The sequence below is a fragment of the Nocardioides sp. Z43_10 genome (assembly GCF_059766615.1).
The window spans coordinates 369,426-386,921 of the sequence record NZ_JCBAJY010000001.1 but is presented as its reverse complement, the minus strand read 5'-3'; the positions used below and the strand labels follow the sequence as shown (position 1 = coordinate 386,921).

The following is a 17,496-nucleotide window of genomic DNA, read 5'->3' as shown; positions in this document are numbered from 1 at the left end:
ACAGGTACGCCGGGTGCGGGAGGGGTCGCGGTACCTAGACTGACGGCCGTGCCCACCTCTCCCGCGCCCGAGCCGTCGGCTCGCCCGCGCGCCCTGCGCGAGCGCATCGTCGCGGCGGCCGGGCTCACCACCACCGAGCAGGGCTGGGCCGCGGTGACGATGGCGAAGCTCGCCGATCAGGTGGGCGTCAGCCGGCAGACCGTCTACAACGAGATCGGCTCCAAGCCCGCGCTGGCCGAGGCGATGGTCTTCGCCGAGCTCGAGCGGTTCCTGGGCGTGGTGAGCGAGGCGTTCGACAGCCACCGCGACGACCTGGTCGCCGCCATCCGCGCCGCCTCGCGCGGCGTACTCGAGCTGGCCGAGGACAACCAGCTGCTGCGCGCCGTCGTGTCCGCCACGCACGGGGCCGACACCGAGCTGCTCCCGCTGCTGACTACCAACGCCGAGTCGCTGCTCGCCACCGCCAAGGGCGTGATCGCCGAGCGCCTCGCGACCTACCCCCTCACGCTGCCGGCGCGCGAGCTCGACGCGCTGATCGACATGATCGTCCGCGTCGTGCTGAGCCACGTGATGCAGCCCTCCGACACCCCCGCGCGCACCGCCGCCGGCATCGCCGCCGTCGTAGCCCGCACCCTCCCCCCGCCCTGAGCCCCCGCCGAGCCCTCGCCGTATGTAACGCGGGGTTATGCCCACTGCCTTAGCGTTATTTCGCTGTGGTGGAGGACATAACCCCGCGTTACAAGCGGCGTGCGGCCCGCCGGGGGCGCGGCGGGGCGCGGCGGGCGGTGGGGGGCGGGTGCGCGGGGGAGGGCGGCTGAGCCGTCGTGTGACGGGGGTTACCCTCGTCCCCGGGAGGACGCCATGAGGGCAGTGCGATCGTCGCGCCGTGGGAGCAGTGCTGCCGCGGCGCTGGCCTTGGGGGCCGTGCTGCTCGCCGCCTGCGCGGACCCGAGCGCCGGACCCGGCGCCGGCCCGGGCACCGCCGCCCCGAGCCCGGGCGCAACCACGTCCGGCGCGCCGGCGGCGAGCGGCTCGCCCGCCGCCTCGGCGCCGTCGGCGACCACCCCGGAGCCGCAGGCGGGCGCCTCCTCGGGCAGCCCCGAGTCGCCGGCCGACTACGCGGTGAAACCGCCCGGCCCGCTCGAGGAGACGCTGCTGCCCGCCGACATGCTCGTGTACAGCCAGGAGCCGCTCAGCGACGACATGGTCAGCGAGATCGGCGACCTCGAGGGCGTCTCGGAGGTCGAGCAGCTCTCGCTGTCCCAGGTCGCGGTCGAGGACCGGGTGCTGATGCTCGCCGCCGTCGACCCCGGGTCGTACCGCCGGTTCACCCGGCGCGAGAGTGCGGGTCTGCAGGAGATCTGGGACCGCGTCGCGGGCGGGGAGATGGCGATCACGCCGGGACTGGGCAAGCGGCTGCAGGACGAGGCGGGCTACGTCCAGCTCGGCAACGACGTCGACGCGCCGCAGCTGCACATCGGGGCGTTCGCGCCGCAGGTCCCGCAGGTCGACGCGGTGGTCAACCAGCGCTGGGCCGAGGAGTTCGGGATGAAGCCCGGCAACGCCCTGCTGATCTCCACCGGACGGCTCACCTCGCCGCAGTCGGTGCGCGAGCCGATCGAGAGGATCGCCGGCGACAAGGCGTCGGTGCAGATCCTCGGGCCCGACCTCGACATCAGCGTGCAGCAGACCGCGTTCCTGACCGGCGGCTCGGTCGCGGCGGCGGTCGGCACCTTCAGCTACGGCGTCCTGGGCGGCGGCCGGATCGCCCCCGACCCCGCCTGGGTGCGCGCCAACATCCGCACCGAGGCGGTGCCGATCCTCGGCAACGTCACCTGCCACAAGGTGATGTTGCCGCAGTTCCGGGCGGCGCTGACCGAGATCGCGGCCACCCCCGGCCTGGCCGCCAAGATCAACCCCGACGAGTACGCCGGCTGCTACTACCCGCGCTTCATCGCCGGCAGCACCTCGCTCTCGCTGCACTCCTTCGGGATCGCCGTCGACCTCAACGTGCCCGGCAACCAGCGCGGCACCGTCGGCGAGATGGACCGCACCGTGGTGTCGATCTTCAAGAAGTGGGGCTTCGCCTGGGGCGGCGACTGGAAGTGGACCGACCCCATGCACTTCGAGATGGACCGCATCGTCCAGGCACGATGAGCCCATGACCGTGACCCGATCGCTGCTGCTCTTCGCGGTGGCCGCCCTGTTCGAGATCGGCGGGGCCTGGCTGGTCTGGCAGGGGGTGCGCGAGCACCGCGGCTGGCTGTGGGCCGGGCTCGGCGTGCTCGCGCTCGGCGCCTACGGCTTCGTGGCGACGCTGCAGCCCGACGCGAACTTCGGGCGCATCCTCGCGGCGTACGGCGGGGTCTTCGTGGCCGGCTCGCTGGCCTGGGGGATGGTCGTCGACGGGTTCCGGCCCGACCGGTACGACGTGCTGGGCGCCCTGGTGTGCCTGGGCGGGGTCGCGGTGATCATGTACGCCCCGCGCAGCGGCTGAGGCGCAGCGCCCGACCGCGCGACCCGTGGCTGGTGCGCTGAGCCCAAGGTCGGTGCCGGAGGACGCGGACGTGGCTAGGCTCCCTGCATGCGAGCAGCCCAGGTCCTCACCACCACCGGTCCCGCCGACGTCGTCGTGCGTGACGTCCCCGACCCGACGCCCGGCTCCGACGACGTGCTGATCGAGGTGCACCGGGTCGGCGTCTCCTTCCCCGACCTGCTGCTGAGCAAGGGCCAGTACCAGATGAAGCCCGAGCCGCCGTTCACCCTCGGCGTGGACGTCGCCGGCACCGTGCTCAGCGGCCCCGAGGGGTTCACCCCCGGCCAGCGCGTGGTCGGCGTGGTGCCGCACGGCGGCGCCGCAGAGCGCGCGGTGGTCCCGGCGATGTTCACCTTCGCGCTTCCCGACGAGCTCTCCTTCGACGAGGGTGCGGCGCTGCCGATGAATTACCTCACCGCCCACTTCACCCTCGCCGAGCGCGGCGGCCTGCGCGAGGGCGAGACCGTGCTCGTGCACGGCGCGGCCGGCGGCGTCGGCACGGCCAGCATCCAGGTCGCCAAGGGGTACGGCGCGCGGGTGATCGCGGTCGTGTCCACCGAGGAGAAGGCCCAGCTGGCGAAGGCCGCGGGCGCCGACGAGACCGTGCTGCTCGAGGGCTTCCGCGACGCCGTCAAGGGGCTGACCGGTGGCATCGGGGTGGACCTCGTCGTCGACGTCGTCGGTGGCGACGCGTTCACCGACAGCCTCCGGGTGCTGGCGCCGCAGGGCCGGCTGATGGTGGTCGGCTTCGCGGCCGGCGCGGGCATCCCCGAGATCAAGGTGAACCGGCTGCTGCTCAACAACGTCGACGTCCGCGGTGTCGGCTGGGGCGCCTACGCGATGGTCCGGCCGGGCTACATGCAGGAGCAGTGGGCCGCGCTGGTGCCGATGATGGAGTCCGGTGCGATCAAGCCGCCGATCGGCGCGTCGTACCCGCTCGAGGAGCTGGGCAAGGCGCTGCAGGACATGGACGACCGGCTGACGCTGGGCAAGTCCGTGGTGCGGCTGCGCGACTGAGCCACGGGCCCGCCCCTCAGGTGTGGGTGAACCGCGGCTGGGTCAGGTGGGCCACCGGCTCGTAGCCGCCCAGCGCGATCGAGCGGAACTGCAGCAGCATCGCGCCGGTCGGCGCGTGCACCCGGTCGTGGTGGCTCAGCCGCAGCTGCAGGACGCGGCCGCCGTCCTCGGTGGCGACCCAGTGGACCACGTCGTCGGCGAGCAGCCGCGCCACCGCGAACGTGTGCACCGAGCGCACCTCGACGGCGTCGGCCACCGGTCGCCAGCCGGGTGGCGCGACGACGACGTACGGCGTGATCGCGAAGCCCGAGACCGTCGGCAGGTCGTCGAGTGCGCCCAACACCTCGGCGGCCGCCGGGTCCAGGCCGACCTCCTCCGAGGCCTCACGCAGCGCGGCCTCGCGCGGTGACTCGCCCGCCTCGACCTTGCCGCCCGGCAGCGCCCACTGCCCGGCGTTGCGCCCGCGCCGGGCCCGGCGGATCAGCACGAACGACGCCTCGTCGCCCCGGCCGGGATCGTGGCCGGGGTCGGGCTCGGGGTCGGCGAACAGCACCACGCACACGGCCGCCGGGCGCAGCGCCTCCCCGGCCCAGGCAGGTACGTCGGGGCGCGGGCGCGCCGGGTCGTCGGCGAGCGCGCCCAGCCGGTCGCGTACCCGGTCGGCCACCGCTGCCAGCGTCGTGCCGGTCATCGCGCCTCCCGTCCAGCCGCTGCTGCTGCTGCTGAGGGCAGGCTAACCCCGGGAGCGTTAGGGTCGTCAGGTGACGACTCTCGATGACGCCCGCGAGGGCATGGACCCCGACACCCGGCCTCAGGACGACCTCTTCGGTCACGTCAACGGCCGGTGGCTCGCCGAGACGGAGATCCCCTCGGACCGCTCCAGCTGGGGCCCGTTCGTGCAGCTCGCCGACGCGGCCGAGGAGCACGTGCGCGAGATCATCCTGGAGATCTCCTCCCACGACCGCGCCGGGCTGGGCGACGACAGCCGCAAGATCGCCGACCTGTTCGCCTCGTTCATGGACACCGACGCGATCGACCGGCTGGGCGACGCGCCGGTGCGACCGCTGCTCGCCGCGGTCGGCGGGCTGCGCGACGTGCGCGACCTGGCGGCCTACCTCGGCGAGCTCGAGCGGGTCGGCGGGCACGGCGTGTTCGGCTCCTACGTCGACACCGACAGCCGCAACTCCGAGCGCTACCTGTTCCACCTCAGCCAGGGCGGCCTCGGCCTGCCCGACGAGTCGTACTACCGCGAGGACAAGTTCGCCCCGGTCCGCGAGCAGTACGTCGCCTACCTCACCCGGCTGCTCAGCCTCGCCGACGTCACCCCCGCCGGCATCTCCGACCCGGCCGCCGCGGCCGCGAAGGTGCTCGAGCTCGAGACCCGGCTGGCGCAGGGGCACTGGGAGCGCGCCGAGTGCCGCGACGTGCAGAAGACCTACAACCTGCTCACGGTCGCGGAGCTGCGCGAGCTGTGCCCGAGCTTCGACTGGGACGTCTACGTCACCAACCTCGGCGGCGCCGAGCGGACCATCGCCGAGACCTGCGTGCGTCAGCCCTCGTTCTTCGCCCACCTCTCCTCGACCCTGGAGCAGGTGCCGATCGACGACTGGCGGCCCTGGGTCGCGGTGCGGGTGCTGCGCTTCGCCGCGCCGTACCTGACCGACGCGTTCGTGGAGACCAACTTCGACTTCTACGGCCGCACCCTCAACGGCACGCCGGAGCTGCGCGCCCGCTGGAAGCGCGCGGTGTCCCTGGTCGAGGGCGCGCTGGGCGAGGCGGTCGGCAAGGAGTACGTCGCGCGGCACTTCCCGCCGCACTCCAAGGCGATGATGGACGAGCTCGTCGCGAACCTGCTGGAGGCCTACCGCCAGTCGATCGCGACGCTGGACTGGATGACCGAGGAGACCAAGCAGCAGGCCTTCGACAAGCTCGCCACCTTCCGACCCAAGATCGGCTACCCCGACCGGTTCCGCGACTACTCCGCGCTGCACATCCGCCCCGACGACCTGGTCGGCAACGTCGCCTCCGCCTCGTCGTTCGAGACCGACCGGCAGCTCGCCAAGATCGGCGCGCCGGTCGACCGCGACGAGTGGTTCATGCTGCCGCAGACGGTCAACGCCTACTACAACCCCGGCACCAACGAGATCTGCTTCCCCGCGGGCATCCTGCAGTCGCCGTTCTTCAGCCCCGAGGCCGACCCGGCCGAGAACTACGGCGGCATCGGCGCGGTGATCGGTCACGAGATCGGGCACGGCTTCGACGACCAGGGCGCCCAGTACGACGGCGCCGGCAACCTGCACGACTGGTGGACCCCCGACGACAAGGCCGCCTTCGAGGTGAAGGCCAAGGCCCTGGTCGCGCAGTACGACGGGTTCTCCCCGCGCGCCCTGCCCGGCGAGCACGTCAACGGCTCGCTCACCGTCGGCGAGAACATCGGCGACCTCGGCGGCCTGACGATCGCCCTGAAGGCCTACCGGATCTGGCTCGGTGACCGGCCGATGCCCGAGGCCGACGGGCTCACCGGCATCCAGCGGCTGTTCATGAACTGGGCCTTCGTGTGGCGCACCAAGCGCCGCCCCGAGCAGGAGCGCCAGTACCTCACCATCGACCCGCACTCCCCGCCGGAGTTCCGCGCCAACATCGTGCGCAACCTCGACGAGTTCCACGAGGCCTTCGCCACCCGCCCCGGGGACGGGCTGTGGCTGGAGCCGGCCGAGCGGGTGCGGATCTGGTGAAAGAGGGGCATTTCGAACCCCAGGTGGTCGAGGCCGTCCTGCGCCACATGAACGACGACCACGCCGAGGACAGCCTGAGCATCGTGCGTGCCTTCGGGGTGCCCGCCGCCACCGCGGCCACGATGACCGGGCTCGACCAGGAGGCCGGGGTGTGGCGGGCCACCACGGCGGACGGGGAGCACGAGGTACGGGTGGCGTGGCCGAGCGGCGTGATCACTGAGCGGGGGGAGATCCGCCGCGAGGTGGTCGCCCTGTACGACGCGGCTCGCGCGCGGCTGGGGCAGGCGCCGCGCCCGCACTGACCGTGCCGGCCCTCGCCCCCGCCCGCCGTACGCGGTGCTGTGGAGGGCGTACGCCGGCTGTCGGCGGCCGCTGGTAGACAGGAGCACATGACCACCCCCGCCCCCGAGGCCCCCGCCGCCCCCAGCACCGACCGGGCAGCCGTGCGCCAGGAGGCCGAGCAGCGCCTGCGCGCTCTCGTCGGCCGCGACGACGCCGTGCTGCGCGAGGACCAGTGGACCGCCATCGAGGCGCTCGCGGTGGACCGGCGCCGGGCCCTGGTGGTGCAGCGCACCGGCTGGGGCAAGTCGGCGGTCTACTTCGTCGCCACCGCCCTGCTGCGGGCCCGCGGCGCCGGCCCGACGGTGATCGTCAGCCCGCTGCTGGCGCTGATGCGCAACCAGATCGCGGCCGCCGAGCGCGCGGGCATCCGTGCGGTGACCATCAACTCGACCAACATCGAGGACTGGCAGCGCATCCACGCCGACATCGAGTCCGGCGCGGTCGATGTGCTGCTGGTCAGCCCCGAGCGGCTCAACAACCCGGGCTTCCGTGACGAGGTGCTGCCCCAGCTTGCGGCGACGACCGGCCTGCTGGTGGTCGACGAGGCGCACTGCATCTCCGACTGGGGCCACGACTTCCGGCCCGACTACCGCCGGATCCGGACCCTGCTCACCGAGCTGCGCCCCGGCGTGCCCGTGCTGGCCACCACCGCCACCGCCAACGAGCGGGTCACCCACGACGTGGCCGAGCAGCTCGGTGGCGGGCTGCCGCAGGCCCAGGAGTCGGCCGACCAGCGCGCCGAGGACGCCGGCGTGCTGGTCCTGCGCGGCTCGCTGGACCGCGAGTCGCTGCGCCTGGGCGTGGTCCGGCTGCGCACCCCCGAGCAGCGCCTGGCCTGGCTGGCCGACCACCTCTCCGAGCAGCCGAGCAGCGGCATCATCTACTGCCTCACGGTGGCGGCCACCCAGGAGATCGCCGCCTACCTGCGCGACCGGGGCCACGAGGTGCACGCCTACTCCGGCCAGACCGACCCCACCGAGCGCAACGCCCTCGAGCAGGCGCTGGCCGAGGGACGGGTCAAGGCGCTGGTGGCCACCAGCGCGCTGGGGATGGGCTTCGACGCGACGCTCGGCTTCGTGATCAACGTCGGCGCCCCGGCCAGCCCGGTGTCCTACTACCAGCAGGTGGGCCGCGCCGGGCGCGGGACCGACGAGGCCACCGTGGTGCTGCTGCCGGCCACCGAGGACCGCGACATCTGGAAGTACTTCGCCTCGCTGGCCTTCCCGCGCGAGGAGCTGGTCCGCCAGACCATCGACGCCCTCGCCGAGGCCGGCCGCCCGATGAGCACCGCCGGTCTGGAGACCCGGGTCGAGCTGAACCGCACCCGGCTGGAGACGATGCTCAAGGTGCTCGACGTCGACGGCGCCGTACGCCGGGTGAAGGGCGGCTGGGAGGCGACCGGCCAGCCCTGGGAGTACGACGCGGAGCGCTACGCCCGCGTCGCCCAGGCCCGCGAGCGCGAGCAGCAGGCGATGCTCGACTACCTCGACACCTCCGAGTGCCGGATGTGGTTCCTGCGCCACCAGCTCGACGACCCCGAGGCGGCGCGCTGCGGGCGCTGTGACAACTGCGGAGGACTGGAGCTCACCACCAGCGTGTCCGAGCAGGCGATCGAGGACGCGCACGCCCGCCTGGCCCGCCCCGGGGTGGCGATCGCGCCGCGCAAGATGTGGCCCACGGCGCTCGGCAATCTCGGCATCGACCTCAAGGGCAAGATCAGCGAGGGCGCGTCCGAGGGCCGGGCCATCGCCCGGCTCACCGACCTCGGCCACGGCCAGGCGCTGCGCGACCTGTTCCGCCCCGACACCCCCGACGGCCCGGTGCCGGTGCCGCTGGTGCGCGCGGTGATCGAGGTCCTCGGCGACTGGCGCCCGCGCGCGGAGGCGATCGTCTACGTCGAGTCCGCCACCCGGCCCACGCTCACCCGTGACTTCGCCGACGGGCTCTCGCGCTACCTGAAGATCCCCGTCGTCGGCATCTGGGCGATCGTCGACCCCGAGGTCGCCCCCGGCCAGGGCGCGATGAACTCCGCCCAGCGGGTGGCGGCCGTGGGACGCCGCTTCGCGCTGCACGCCGAGGTGCCGGCCGGCCCGGTCCTGCTCCTCGACGACCTGGTCGTGACGGGCTGGACGCTGACCCTCGCGGCCCGGGCGCTGCGCCAGGCCGGCGCCAGCGAGGTGCTCCCGCTGACCCTCGCCGTGGAGTCCTGACCGCGACCCGTCACTCCCTCGACCATTTTGTCGGCGTGTCGCGGAGCCAGTGACGGATCGGCGCCCCGGCGGCGACCGAGTCAGCGGTCACCGCCGGGGTGCCCAGGGTGGAGCGCGGGCTCAGCTCAGGCCGCGCAGGTGTTGCGATAGTCCGAGACGGGACCGGTCGTCGACTCGGCCGGCCCGGGGCAGATGAACTGGCGGTAGCGCGTGTCGGCGTCCACGTAGACCTTGAGCCAGCTGATCGTCGAGGAGGCGATCGTGGTGTTGGACGTGTTGGGCGCGAAGTGGTCCTCGTTGTTGAGCTCCAGGTAGGCCTTCGGGGTGTTCGCCGGGATCGAGTTGTAGAACGGGATGGCGTGGGAGCTCGTCGCCGCGACCGTGTCGTTCTCCGCGCCGATCATGAGCGACGCGGTGCGGATCTCGGGCCAGGTCTTGTCGAGGTTCCACGGGGTCAGGCCGACGGCCGCCTTGAGGGAGGGCCGGTCCTTGGCCGCCTCGAGCGTGCCGCCGCCACCCATCGAGTGGCCGATCACCGCCAGCCGGGTGGGGTCGATGCGCGAGCGGATGGCGGTGCTGCTGCGCTGGGTGAGGTAGTCCAGAGCGGCGAGCAGCTGGTCGCCGCGGGCGCCCGGCTGGTCGAGCCGGCTCTGGGTGTTGAAGGTGATGACGACGAAGCCCTGCGAGGCCAGCCTCGGGCCGAGCCACGCGATGGTGGACTCGGAGGCGGTGAAGCCGGGGGAGACGGCGACCGCGCCGTACGTCCCCTCGGAGGTGCTGGTGGGGTAGGTGATCGTGGCCGAGCCGAAGCCCGGCGTGGACAGGTCGGAGACCGACGTCGAGGTGACCGCGAACGGGCCGCGCGCCGCCTCGATGCTGGTCCGGGTCGGGTCCGGTCCTCGCTCGTAGGGACTCTCGGCGTACGCCGGGGCGAGGCCGCCCGCGCCCGTGAGGAGGGAGGCCATCAGGGCTCCCGCCGTGGCCAGTGTGCTGATGATGCCGGTGCGTGTGCGCATGCTCGTCTCCAAGGCGGATGGAGGGCGTGATGCGGCGAGGACCTGTGTCGACGCCAGTGCCCGAGATGGTGTGACGCCGCTCACATTAGGAACCGGCGACCCGGCACACCATGGGCGCCGCGCACAGGTGGGTTCGGGCGGCGCGCTGGGTCAGGAGGCGAGCGTGCCGCCGCGCCGACCCGTCACCCCCGCCGCGACACGCCGACGAATACGTCGAGGCAGTGACGGGTCGCGGGGCGGGGGTGAGGGTGGGGGTGGGGAGGGGGGAGGGGGTCAGTGGCCCATCATGGCGGTGGGGTCCACCGGCTCGGCCGGGGGCTTGCGGGGCAGGAAGAACACCGGGATCAGGCAGCAGCCGACCAGGATCGTGCCCACCACGAAGACCGTGGCGAAGGAGTCGGCCAGCTCGGGCAGCGCGATCGGGGCGATCTCGGCGAGCTTGGCCTTGAGCCCCTCCGCCTCGGCGCCGCTCGCCTGGGACAGCATCGAGCGCACCCCCAGGTAGGTCCCGACGGACTCGCTCTCGCGCATCCCCTGGGTGAGCAGCACCGAGAACAGCGCGGTCCCGGCGGAGGCGGCGACCTGCTGGGTGATGTTCATCAGCGTGGACCCGCGGGCGATGGTGTGGTCGGTCAGCGTCTGCAGCGCCGAGGACATGATCGGCATCATCGTCGCGCCCATGCCCAGGCCCATCACGAACAGCGACCCGAGCAGGTAGGCGTAGGAGGTGTCCGCCTCGAGCTGGGTGAACATCGCCATCCCGAGGGTCACCGTGCTGATGCCCACCAGCACGACCTTGCCGGGGCCCTTGCGGTCGGCGAGCGCGCCGGCGATCGGCATCGTGAGCATCGCGCCGAGGCCCTGCGGCGCCAGCAGCAGGCCGGCGCCGAGCGCGTCCTCACCGCGGACCTGCTGGAAGTACAGCGGGAACAGCAGGCTGGCGCCGAAGAACGCGATCGCGAACAGCGCCATCGACAGCACCGCGGAGGTGAGCTGGCGGCTCTTGAACAGGCGCAGCTCGATCAGCGGGTGGGCGTTCCTGCGGTTCAGCGCCCACGGCACGAACGCCGCGATCAGCAGCACGCCGGCCACGATGGTGCCGACCACCTCGGTGGTCCACATGGTGCCCTCGGTCTGCTGCGCCTCGGGGATCGAGGAGATGCCGTACAGGAACAGCGCGAGACCCGGCGAGAGCAACACCATGCCCAGCCAGTCGAAGGTCTCCGACGGCTCGACGTGGTCCTTGGGCAGCACGATCCAGGCGTAGATCAGGGCCAGCAGGCCGATCGGCAGGTTGATCAGGAAGATCCAGTGCCACGACGCGGCCTCGATCAGCCAGCCGCCGAGGATCGGGCCGAAGATCGGGCCCAGCAGCATCGGGATACCGAGCACGGCCATCACCCGGCCGACCCGGTGCGGGCCGGCGGCGCGGGTCAGGATGGTCATGCCCAGCGGCATCAGCATGCCGCCACCGAGGCCCTGGAGCACCCGGAAGATGACCAGCGTCTGCAGGCTGTCGGCCACCGCGCAGAGCACCGAGCCGGCGGTGAACAGCAGCACCGCCAGCAGGTAGAGCCGCTTGGTGCCGAACCGGTCGGCGGCCCAGCCGGTCAGCGGGATCACGCTGGCCAGGGCCAGGGTGTAGCCGGTCATCGTCCAGGCGACCTCGGCCGCGGTGGCGGAGAACTCGTTCTGGAACGTCTCCAGGGCGACCGAGACGACCGTGATGTCGAGGATCGACATGATCGCCCCCAGCACGACCACGCCGGCGATGATCAGGACGTCCTTGTCCAGCTTGTCGCTCCCGGGGACGTCGGAGGGCTGCTGCTTGTCGAGGCTCGTAGACACCCGGCGACCCTAGGGAGACGGGTGCGTCCGCGTCACCCCCGTTTTACCCTTGCAGGGTATGCGGTGGGTCACATTTGCTCCGGTTCGACCAGAAGCGCAGCCGACTCGACCGCACGCAGGGCCAGGTCGTCGCCGGTCCATGCGTAGACGTCGAGCGCGGTGTCGGCCAGCTTGATGACGTGCTCGTCCCCGTGCTGGGCGGCGCGGGCGAACGCGTCCGCGCTCGTCGCCTGGGCGCTGGCCGGGGGCCGGGCGACCGCGGGTGCGTAGGCCGACTGGACGGCGGCCGACGCCGACCACGCGGCCGCCGCGCTGGCGGCCCACTGCTCGGTCGGGAGGGACGGGAGACCCCGCAGGACCGCGTTGGGGGCGGTGGCGGCATGGACGAGCATCACCGGGTTCCCGTGGGCATGCGTGGCATATCGCCGTACGGCGGCGCTGACCACGTCGCGCAGGAACTGCGGCCAGTCGGCCGACGGCGCGATCGCCCGCTGCGCGTCGGCCCAGCCCTGGGTCCCGCTCAGCTGTGCGAGCCTGGCTCCGATGCCGCCGACCTGCTGCGGGACCGGGGGTACCGCAGCCAGGGCGGCTGCCGCGCTGAGCCGTCCGTCGGGCCCGGTGGCAGCGGGTACCGGCTGCCAGCGGGCCGCCCAGTACCCCAGCCCCTGCGCGAGCTCGGCGAGGCGCTCGGGGCTCTCACCCTCCTCGCGCAGGACCCGGACCGCGTGGCCGACCCGGATCACCCCGTGGGTGGCCCCTGCCGCGATGCCGGGCGTCAACCGGGGCCACCAGGTGTGGAGCACCTCGGCCCACGGGCGCTCGCGCAGCTCGTCCGCGAACCAGGCGAGCCAGTCGCCCAGTCGTCGGGGATCACCCAGCGCCGGGCGCCAGCTCTCGATCCGTCTGGAGCGGCCGGGTGCGGCTTCGAGGCGCCGGCAGTAGCCGTCCAGCCAGGTGGCGATCTGGTCTCCGTGTCCGTGCCGGGCCAGGGCCTCGGCCGCCATCGGGCCGTGGTTGCTCAGCCAGCCGTCGAACTCCGGGCCGGTGGAGCGGAGCCGGTGGTAGGCCTCATCGAGGGTGTCGAGCGGGTCGTGGGTCATGACACGATGCAACAACCTCAACCATGGTTCAGGTCAAGGAGTGAGCGTGACATCGCACCAGGAGATCCGCCGCCGCTACCTGACGCCGGCGGAGGTGGCGCGTCGCTCGGGCATGAACGTGTCCACCCTGCACTTCTACGAGCGGCAGGGGCTGATCGAGAGCATCCGCACGACCGGGAACCAGCGCCGCTACCACCGCGACGTGCTGAGGCGAGTCGCGTTCATCCGGGTCTCGCAGAAGATCGGCGCGTCGCTGAGCGACATCGCCGACGCGCTGGCCTCCCTGCCGTCGGGGCGGACGCCCACCAAGGCCGACTGGGCGCGCCTGTCGCGCCGTTGGCGGCGGAGCCTCGACGAGCGCCTCGCCTACCTCGAGCGGCTGCGCGACTCGCTGGACGGCTGCATCGGGTGCGGCTGCCTGTCGCTGCAGTCGTGCACCCTCTACAACCTGCACGACACGCTCGGTGAGCGCGGCACGGGTCCGGTGCGCTGGACCGCCCGGGCCGAGGGCCGGGACCCGGCTACCTGAGGGCCGACTCCACCGCGGCGACCAACTGCGGGTCGTCGGGGACCACGCCGGGGCTGAACCGGGCCACCACCGAGCCGTCGGGCGCGAGCAGGAACTTCTCGAAGTTCCACTCCACGTCGCCGGCCGCGCCCTTCTCGTTGGGCGTGCGCACGAGCTCGTCGTACGCCGGGTGACGGCCCTCGCCGTTGACCTCGATCTTCTCGGTCATCGGGAACGTCACGCCGTACGTCGCGGAGCAGAACTCCTGGATCTCCTCCGCGGAGCCCGGCTCCTGGCCCATGAACTGGTTGCACGGCACGCCGACCACGGTGAAGCCGCGCTCGGCGTACTTCTCGTGCAGCTGCTCGAGCGCGGAGTACTGGGGGGTGAGGCCGCACTTGCTGGCGACGTTGACCACGAGGGCGGCGCGGCCCTCGAGGATCTCGCCGAGCGTGGCGGGGGCGCCGTCGAGGCGGGCCAGGGGTGCGTCGAGGAGACTCATGGGCCGAGCGTAGCGATCCGCCGGGAACTCGGTGTCGGTCCCGGGCGTTAGCGTCGAGTCGCCGTCTTCGTCCTCGTCCGCCTCGAGAGGTCCCACTTGAGCTTCGTCCCCGTCACCGGGCCCGCCCGGTTGCGTGACGCCGTACCGCCCCGCGACGCGGTGGTGGAGTTCACCGCCGCCCCCGGTGCGGCGGCCCGCGAGGTCGCCCTGCCGATGCGCGCGGCCCTGCCGGTGCTGACCCGGGCGCACGCCCGCGACGACGCCCACCCCAGCGTGCGGCTGCTCGCGGGCGCGGCCCTGCTGGGGATGCGGCTGGTGGCCGCGGGCCGCTTCGAGCCGGCGCCGGCGCACTCGCCGATGGCGGTGCCGAGCTGGCGGCTCAGCGAGCTGAGCGAGGACGACGAGGACCGGATCGTGATGCTGGCCCGGGCCGGCGCCCACGACGGGCTCGACGTCGCCGCTGCCGAGGGGGTGGTACGCCGCGTGCTGGACGCCGTCGTCGACGCGATGCCGCGCAGCGCGCCGCGAGCCGCGACCGGCGCGACCTGCGCGACCGGCTCGAGCGGCGAACCGGACGGCGGACGGGGAGGCCTGAGCGGCGGACGGGGCGGCTCGAGCGGGCAGAGGCGCCGCGGCGGACGGTTCGCCGACCGGCTGCAGGCGCGCCTGGACCGCGTCCAGGCGGAGGGCCACCAGGAGCCGGCCCAGCTGGTGACGCTCTCGTTGCGGGTCGAGGCCGACGAGGAGGAGCTGGTGGCCGGCGCGGTCCGGCTGGTGCTGCAGGTGCACGACGAGCTCAACTTCCTGCACGTCTGCGACGCCGCGCTGCTGTGGACCGAGCCCGGCGCGCACGGGTTCGGCGAGCGGGCGCGCACCCACGCGATCATCGCGCTGCGGGCGGCCGCCGAGGCGTGGCCGGTGCTGGACCGGTTCCTGGAGATGCGGGTCCCCGACGAGATCACCCTCGACACCGACGAGCTGGTCAGCCTCCTCGACGACGGCGTCGCCGCGCTCAAGCAGCGCGGCGTCGACGTGCTCTGGCCCAAGTCGCTGGGGCGCGACCTGACCGCCGCCACGGTGCTGGACCGGGCCGCGCCCGCCACCCGGACCCCCGCCACGCGGGAGGGCCAGCTCGTCGAGGGCCTGTTCGGCGCCGAGCAGATGTTCAGCTTCCAGTGGCAGCTGGCCGTGCACGGCGACCCGCTGACGCCCGAGGAGATGGACCACCTGGCCGGCTCGGCCAGTCCGCTGCTCAAGCTGCGCGGCAGCTGGACTGTGGTCGACCCGGCGATGGTCAAGAAGGCCAAGAAGCGCCTGGTCCGCACGGCCACGCCCGTCCAGGCGCTCGCCGCCACGCTGAGCGGTGTCGTCGAGGTCGGCGACGTCACCGAGAAGGTGATCGTCGGCGCGACGCTGGAGAAGGTCCGCGAGCGGCTGCGCTCCGCCGCGACCGGTGACCCGGTGGCCCCGCCGGCCCTGCTGCGCGCGCAGCTGCGCGACTACCAGCTGCAGGGGCTGACCTGGTTGGCCGAGATGACCTCGCTCGGGCTCGGCGCCTGCCTGGCCGACGACATGGGCCTGGGCAAGACGGTCACGCTGATCGCGCTCCACCTGCATCGGCGCGAGGCCGGCGCGCGCGGGCCGACGCTGGTGGTCTGCCCGGCCTCCCTGCTCGGCAACTGGGAGGCGGAGATCCACCGGTTCGCCCCCGAGGTCGAGGTGCGCCGCTTCCACGGCGCGCAGCGCTCGCTGGAGGGGCTGCGCGGCAGCGACGACCGGGCCGGCGCCATCGTGCTCACCACCTACGGCACGATGCGCCGCGACTGCCTGCCCGCCGCGGCGAAGGCCGGTGCCGCGCCGGCCGCCGCCGCCCGGGCACTCGGCGGCGTGGACTGGGACCTGGTCGTCGCTGACGAGGCGCAGCACATCAAGAACTCGCGCTCCTCCACTGCCCGTGCACTGCGCACGCTGGACAGCCGGGCCCGGGTCGCGCTGACCGGCACCCCGGTCGAGAACGACCTGACCGAGCTCTGGTCGATCCTGGACTGGGCGATCCCGGGTCTGCTGGGCAGCCGCAACGCCTTCCGGCGCGCCTGGGCCGCCCAGATCGAGGGGGGCGTCGACCCCGAGATGACGGCTCGCTTCGCGGACCTGATCAGCCCCTTCCTGCTGCGCCGGCGCAAGTCGGACCCCGGCGTGGCCCCCGAGCTGCCCGCCAAGACCGAGACCGACCACCTGCTCTCCCTGACCCGCGAGCAGGTGGTGCTCTACGAGGCCTTCGTGCGCGACACGATGGAGCGCATCGAGCGCTCCGATGAGGAGGCGCGCCGCGGACTGGTGCTGGCCCTGCTGACCGGCCTCAAGCAGATCTGCAACCACCCGGCGCAGTTCCTCAAGCAGGCCAGCCCCCGCCTGGCCGGGCGCTCGGAGAAGCTCGACCTGCTCGACGAGCTGCTCGGCACGGTCCTGGCCGAGGGGGGCGAGGTGCTGATCTTCACCCAGTACGTCGCGATGGCGCGGCTGCTGGAGACCCACCTCGCGCGCACCGGCGTACCGCACCAGTTCCTGCACGGCGGCACCCCGGTGCGCGAGCGGGAGGCGATGGTGGCGCGCTTCCAGGCCGGCGAGGTTCCGGTCTTCATCCTGTCGCTCAAGGCCGGCGGCACCGGCCTGAACCTGACCCGCGCCGACCACGTCATCCACCTCGACCGCTGGTGGAACCCCGCCGTCGAGGAGCAGGCCACCGACCGCGCCTATCGGATCGGGCAGACCCGCCCGGTGCAGGTGCACCGGCTGATCACCCAGGGCACCATCGAGGAGCGCATCGCCGAGCTGCTGAGCCGCAAGCGGGCCCTGGCCGACGCGGTGCTGGGCCGCGGCGAGAGCGCGCTCACCGAGCTCGACGACGCCGAGCTGCGCGACCTGGTGCAGCTGCGCCGCCCGGCCGCGGCGGCCGAGCCGGATGGGGACGGTGATGCGTGAGCGCGGTGACCCATCCCCGCTTCCCGGCGCGGCGTGCCCCGCGGGCGACCACCTGGTGGGCGCGGGCCTGGGTGCGAGCCGTGGAGGAGTCGGCCTACGCCGAGGAGGACCTGCGCAAGGCCCGGGCGCTGGCCCGCTCGGGCGGCGTGGGGGCGATCACGGTGGACGCGGGCACGTTCCTGGCCGCGGTCCGCGAGGGCGATGACGCCTGGACGGTGACCGGCGCCGTCCCGGTCATCGACGCGGCCGGCCTGCAGACCCTCGTCGAGCTGGTCGCGGCCGAGGCGGGGCGGGTGGCCGATCTGCTCGCCGGCGACCTGCCCCTGCAGCTGGTCGAGGACGCGGACGAGTCCGGCGTGGAGCTGCTGCCCTACGGCGGGGAGCTGGGCGCCGCCTGCACCTGCGATGCCTGGGTCGACCCGTGCCGGCACGCGCTGGCGGTGCTCTACCAGCTGGGCTGGCTGGCGGCGGCAGACCCGTTCGTGCTGCTCCAGCTGCGCGGGCTGGCCCGCGAGGAGCTGCTCGCCCGGCTGCACGCGCGCACGACGGCGGTCGAGCAGGACCCCGGCGCCGACGCGGAGGTGGACCCGCGGCTCGAGGACGACCTCGACACCGCGCTCGACGCCGCCGCCCGCGCCCGGCGACTGCTGGAGCTGCTGGAGGAGCCGGGGCAGCCGGTGGACCACCTGTTCTGAGGTGG

15 protein-coding genes are annotated in these 17,496 nt (G+C 73.4%); 10 read left to right on the top strand and 5 right to left on the bottom strand.

Features of this window, described 5'->3' with window-relative positions; translation table 11 throughout:
* Positions 1-48 precede the first annotated feature (48 nt).
* From AC6EI4_RS01870 to AC6EI4_RS01855, 4 genes are all read left to right on the top strand, one after another.
* Positions 49-648 (top strand): TetR/AcrR family transcriptional regulator, encoded by a 600-nt coding sequence (locus tag AC6EI4_RS01870; protein WP_498450394.1) that lies wholly within the window; start codon positions 49-51, stop codon positions 646-648.
* A 213-nt stretch (positions 649-861) separates the two neighbouring features.
* Positions 862-2,157 carry a M15 family metallopeptidase gene (locus AC6EI4_RS01865; RefSeq protein WP_498450393.1) on the top strand — a complete coding sequence of 432 codons (1,296 nt, stop codon included), beginning with the start codon at positions 862-864 and terminating at the stop codon, positions 2,155-2,157.
* A 4-nt stretch (positions 2,158-2,161) separates the two neighbouring features.
* On the top strand, positions 2,162-2,497 hold the full coding sequence (locus tag AC6EI4_RS01860) for a YnfA family protein (protein ID WP_498420232.1): 336 nt from the start codon (positions 2,162-2,164) through the stop codon (positions 2,495-2,497).
* Between the two features lie 87 nt (positions 2,498-2,584).
* Positions 2,585-3,553: an NADPH:quinone oxidoreductase family protein gene (locus AC6EI4_RS01855; RefSeq protein ID WP_498450392.1), complete on the top strand. Its 969-nt coding sequence runs from the start codon at positions 2,585-2,587 to the stop codon at positions 3,551-3,553.
* Positions 3,554-3,569: 16 nt separating this feature from the next.
* Here the strand turns inward: AC6EI4_RS01855 and AC6EI4_RS01850 are convergent, their stop codons facing one another.
* A complete protein-coding gene (locus tag AC6EI4_RS01850; protein WP_498420238.1) occupies positions 3,570-4,244 on the bottom strand; it encodes an NUDIX hydrolase in 675 nt (224 codons plus the stop codon).
* A 70-nt stretch (positions 4,245-4,314) separates the two neighbouring features.
* On the opposite strand from AC6EI4_RS01850, the gene AC6EI4_RS01845 reads away from it, so the two are divergent.
* From AC6EI4_RS01845 to AC6EI4_RS01835, 3 genes are all read left to right on the top strand, one after another.
* A complete protein-coding gene (locus AC6EI4_RS01845; RefSeq protein ID WP_498420240.1) occupies positions 4,315-6,288 on the top strand; it encodes a M13 family metallopeptidase in 1,974 nt (657 codons plus the stop codon).
* On the top strand, positions 6,252-6,590 hold the full coding sequence (locus AC6EI4_RS01840; protein WP_498450391.1) for a DUF2470 domain-containing protein: 339 nt from the start codon (positions 6,252-6,254) through the stop codon (positions 6,588-6,590). The genes AC6EI4_RS01845 and AC6EI4_RS01840 overlap by 37 nt, the downstream gene beginning before the upstream one ends.
* Before the next feature lie 87 nt (positions 6,591-6,677).
* Entirely contained in the window at positions 6,678-8,840 is a 2,163-nt protein-coding gene (locus AC6EI4_RS01835) for a RecQ family ATP-dependent DNA helicase (protein ID WP_498450390.1), read from the top strand.
* A 125-nt stretch (positions 8,841-8,965) separates the two neighbouring features.
* Here AC6EI4_RS01835 and AC6EI4_RS01830 read toward each other — a convergent pair whose 3' ends face one another.
* The 3 genes from AC6EI4_RS01830 to AC6EI4_RS01820 form a co-directional block, all read right to left on the bottom strand.
* Positions 8,966-9,856: an alpha/beta hydrolase family protein gene (locus tag AC6EI4_RS01830; protein ID WP_498420246.1), complete on the bottom strand. Its 891-nt coding sequence runs from the start codon at positions 9,854-9,856 to the stop codon at positions 8,966-8,968.
* 273 nt (positions 9,857-10,129) lie between these two features.
* Positions 10,130-11,704 (bottom strand): DHA2 family efflux MFS transporter permease subunit, encoded by a 1,575-nt coding sequence (locus tag AC6EI4_RS01825; RefSeq protein WP_498420248.1) that lies wholly within the window; start codon positions 11,702-11,704, stop codon positions 10,130-10,132.
* 68 nt (positions 11,705-11,772) lie between these two features.
* Positions 11,773-12,804, bottom strand: a complete 1,032-nt coding sequence (locus AC6EI4_RS01820) for a questin oxidase family protein (RefSeq protein ID WP_498450389.1) — start codon at positions 12,802-12,804, stop codon at positions 11,773-11,775.
* 46 nt (positions 12,805-12,850) lie between these two features.
* Here AC6EI4_RS01820 and soxR point away from each other — a divergent pair, with 46 nt between their 5' ends.
* Entirely contained in the window at positions 12,851-13,333 is a 483-nt protein-coding gene (gene soxR, locus AC6EI4_RS01815; protein ID WP_498420253.1) for a redox-sensitive transcriptional activator SoxR, read from the top strand.
* Here soxR and AC6EI4_RS01810 read toward each other — a convergent pair.
* Positions 13,326-13,814, bottom strand: a complete 489-nt coding sequence (locus tag AC6EI4_RS01810) for a glutathione peroxidase (protein WP_498450388.1) — start codon at positions 13,812-13,814, stop codon at positions 13,326-13,328. The two genes, soxR and AC6EI4_RS01810, sit on opposite strands and share 8 nt — an antisense overlap.
* 96 nt (positions 13,815-13,910) lie before the next feature.
* On the opposite strand from AC6EI4_RS01810, the gene AC6EI4_RS01805 reads away from it, so the two are divergent.
* Complete coding sequence (locus AC6EI4_RS01805; protein WP_498450387.1) at positions 13,911-16,796, top strand: DEAD/DEAH box helicase; 2,886 nt, start codon at positions 13,911-13,913, stop codon at positions 16,794-16,796.
* The gene (locus AC6EI4_RS01800) at positions 16,793-17,491 is read left to right on the top strand and encodes an SWIM zinc finger family protein (RefSeq protein WP_498420258.1); all 699 of its coding nucleotides are present in this window, start codon (positions 16,793-16,795) and stop codon (positions 17,489-17,491) included. The genes AC6EI4_RS01805 and AC6EI4_RS01800 overlap by 4 nt, the downstream gene beginning before the upstream one ends.
* Positions 17,492-17,496: the final 5 nt, after the last annotated feature.

What these genes read in the sequence shown, in the direction of transcription:
- AC6EI4_RS01865 (WP_498450393.1), top strand. Translation starts at nt 862, where the DNA reads ATGAGGGCAGTGCGATCGTCGCGCCGTGGGAGCAGTGCTGCCGCGGCG.
- AC6EI4_RS01860 (WP_498420232.1), top strand. Translation starts at nt 2,162, where the DNA reads ATGACCGTGACCCGATCGCTGCTGCTCTTCGCGGTGGCCGCCCTGTTC.
- AC6EI4_RS01855 (WP_498450392.1), top strand. Translation starts at nt 2,585, where the DNA reads ATGCGAGCAGCCCAGGTCCTCACCACCACCGGTCCCGCCGACGTCGTC.
- AC6EI4_RS01850 (WP_498420238.1), bottom strand. Translation starts at nt 4,244, where the DNA reads ATGACCGGCACGACGCTGGCAGCGGTGGCCGACCGGGTACGCGACCGG.
- AC6EI4_RS01835 (WP_498450390.1), top strand. Translation starts at nt 6,678, where the DNA reads ATGACCACCCCCGCCCCCGAGGCCCCCGCCGCCCCCAGCACCGACCGG.
- AC6EI4_RS01830 (WP_498420246.1), bottom strand. Translation starts at nt 9,856, where the DNA reads ATGCGCACACGCACCGGCATCATCAGCACACTGGCCACGGCGGGAGCC.
- AC6EI4_RS01820 (WP_498450389.1), bottom strand. Translation starts at nt 12,804, where the DNA reads ATGACCCACGACCCGCTCGACACCCTCGATGAGGCCTACCACCGGCTC.
- AC6EI4_RS01810 (WP_498450388.1), bottom strand. Translation starts at nt 13,814, where the DNA reads ATGAGTCTCCTCGACGCACCCCTGGCCCGCCTCGACGGCGCCCCCGCC.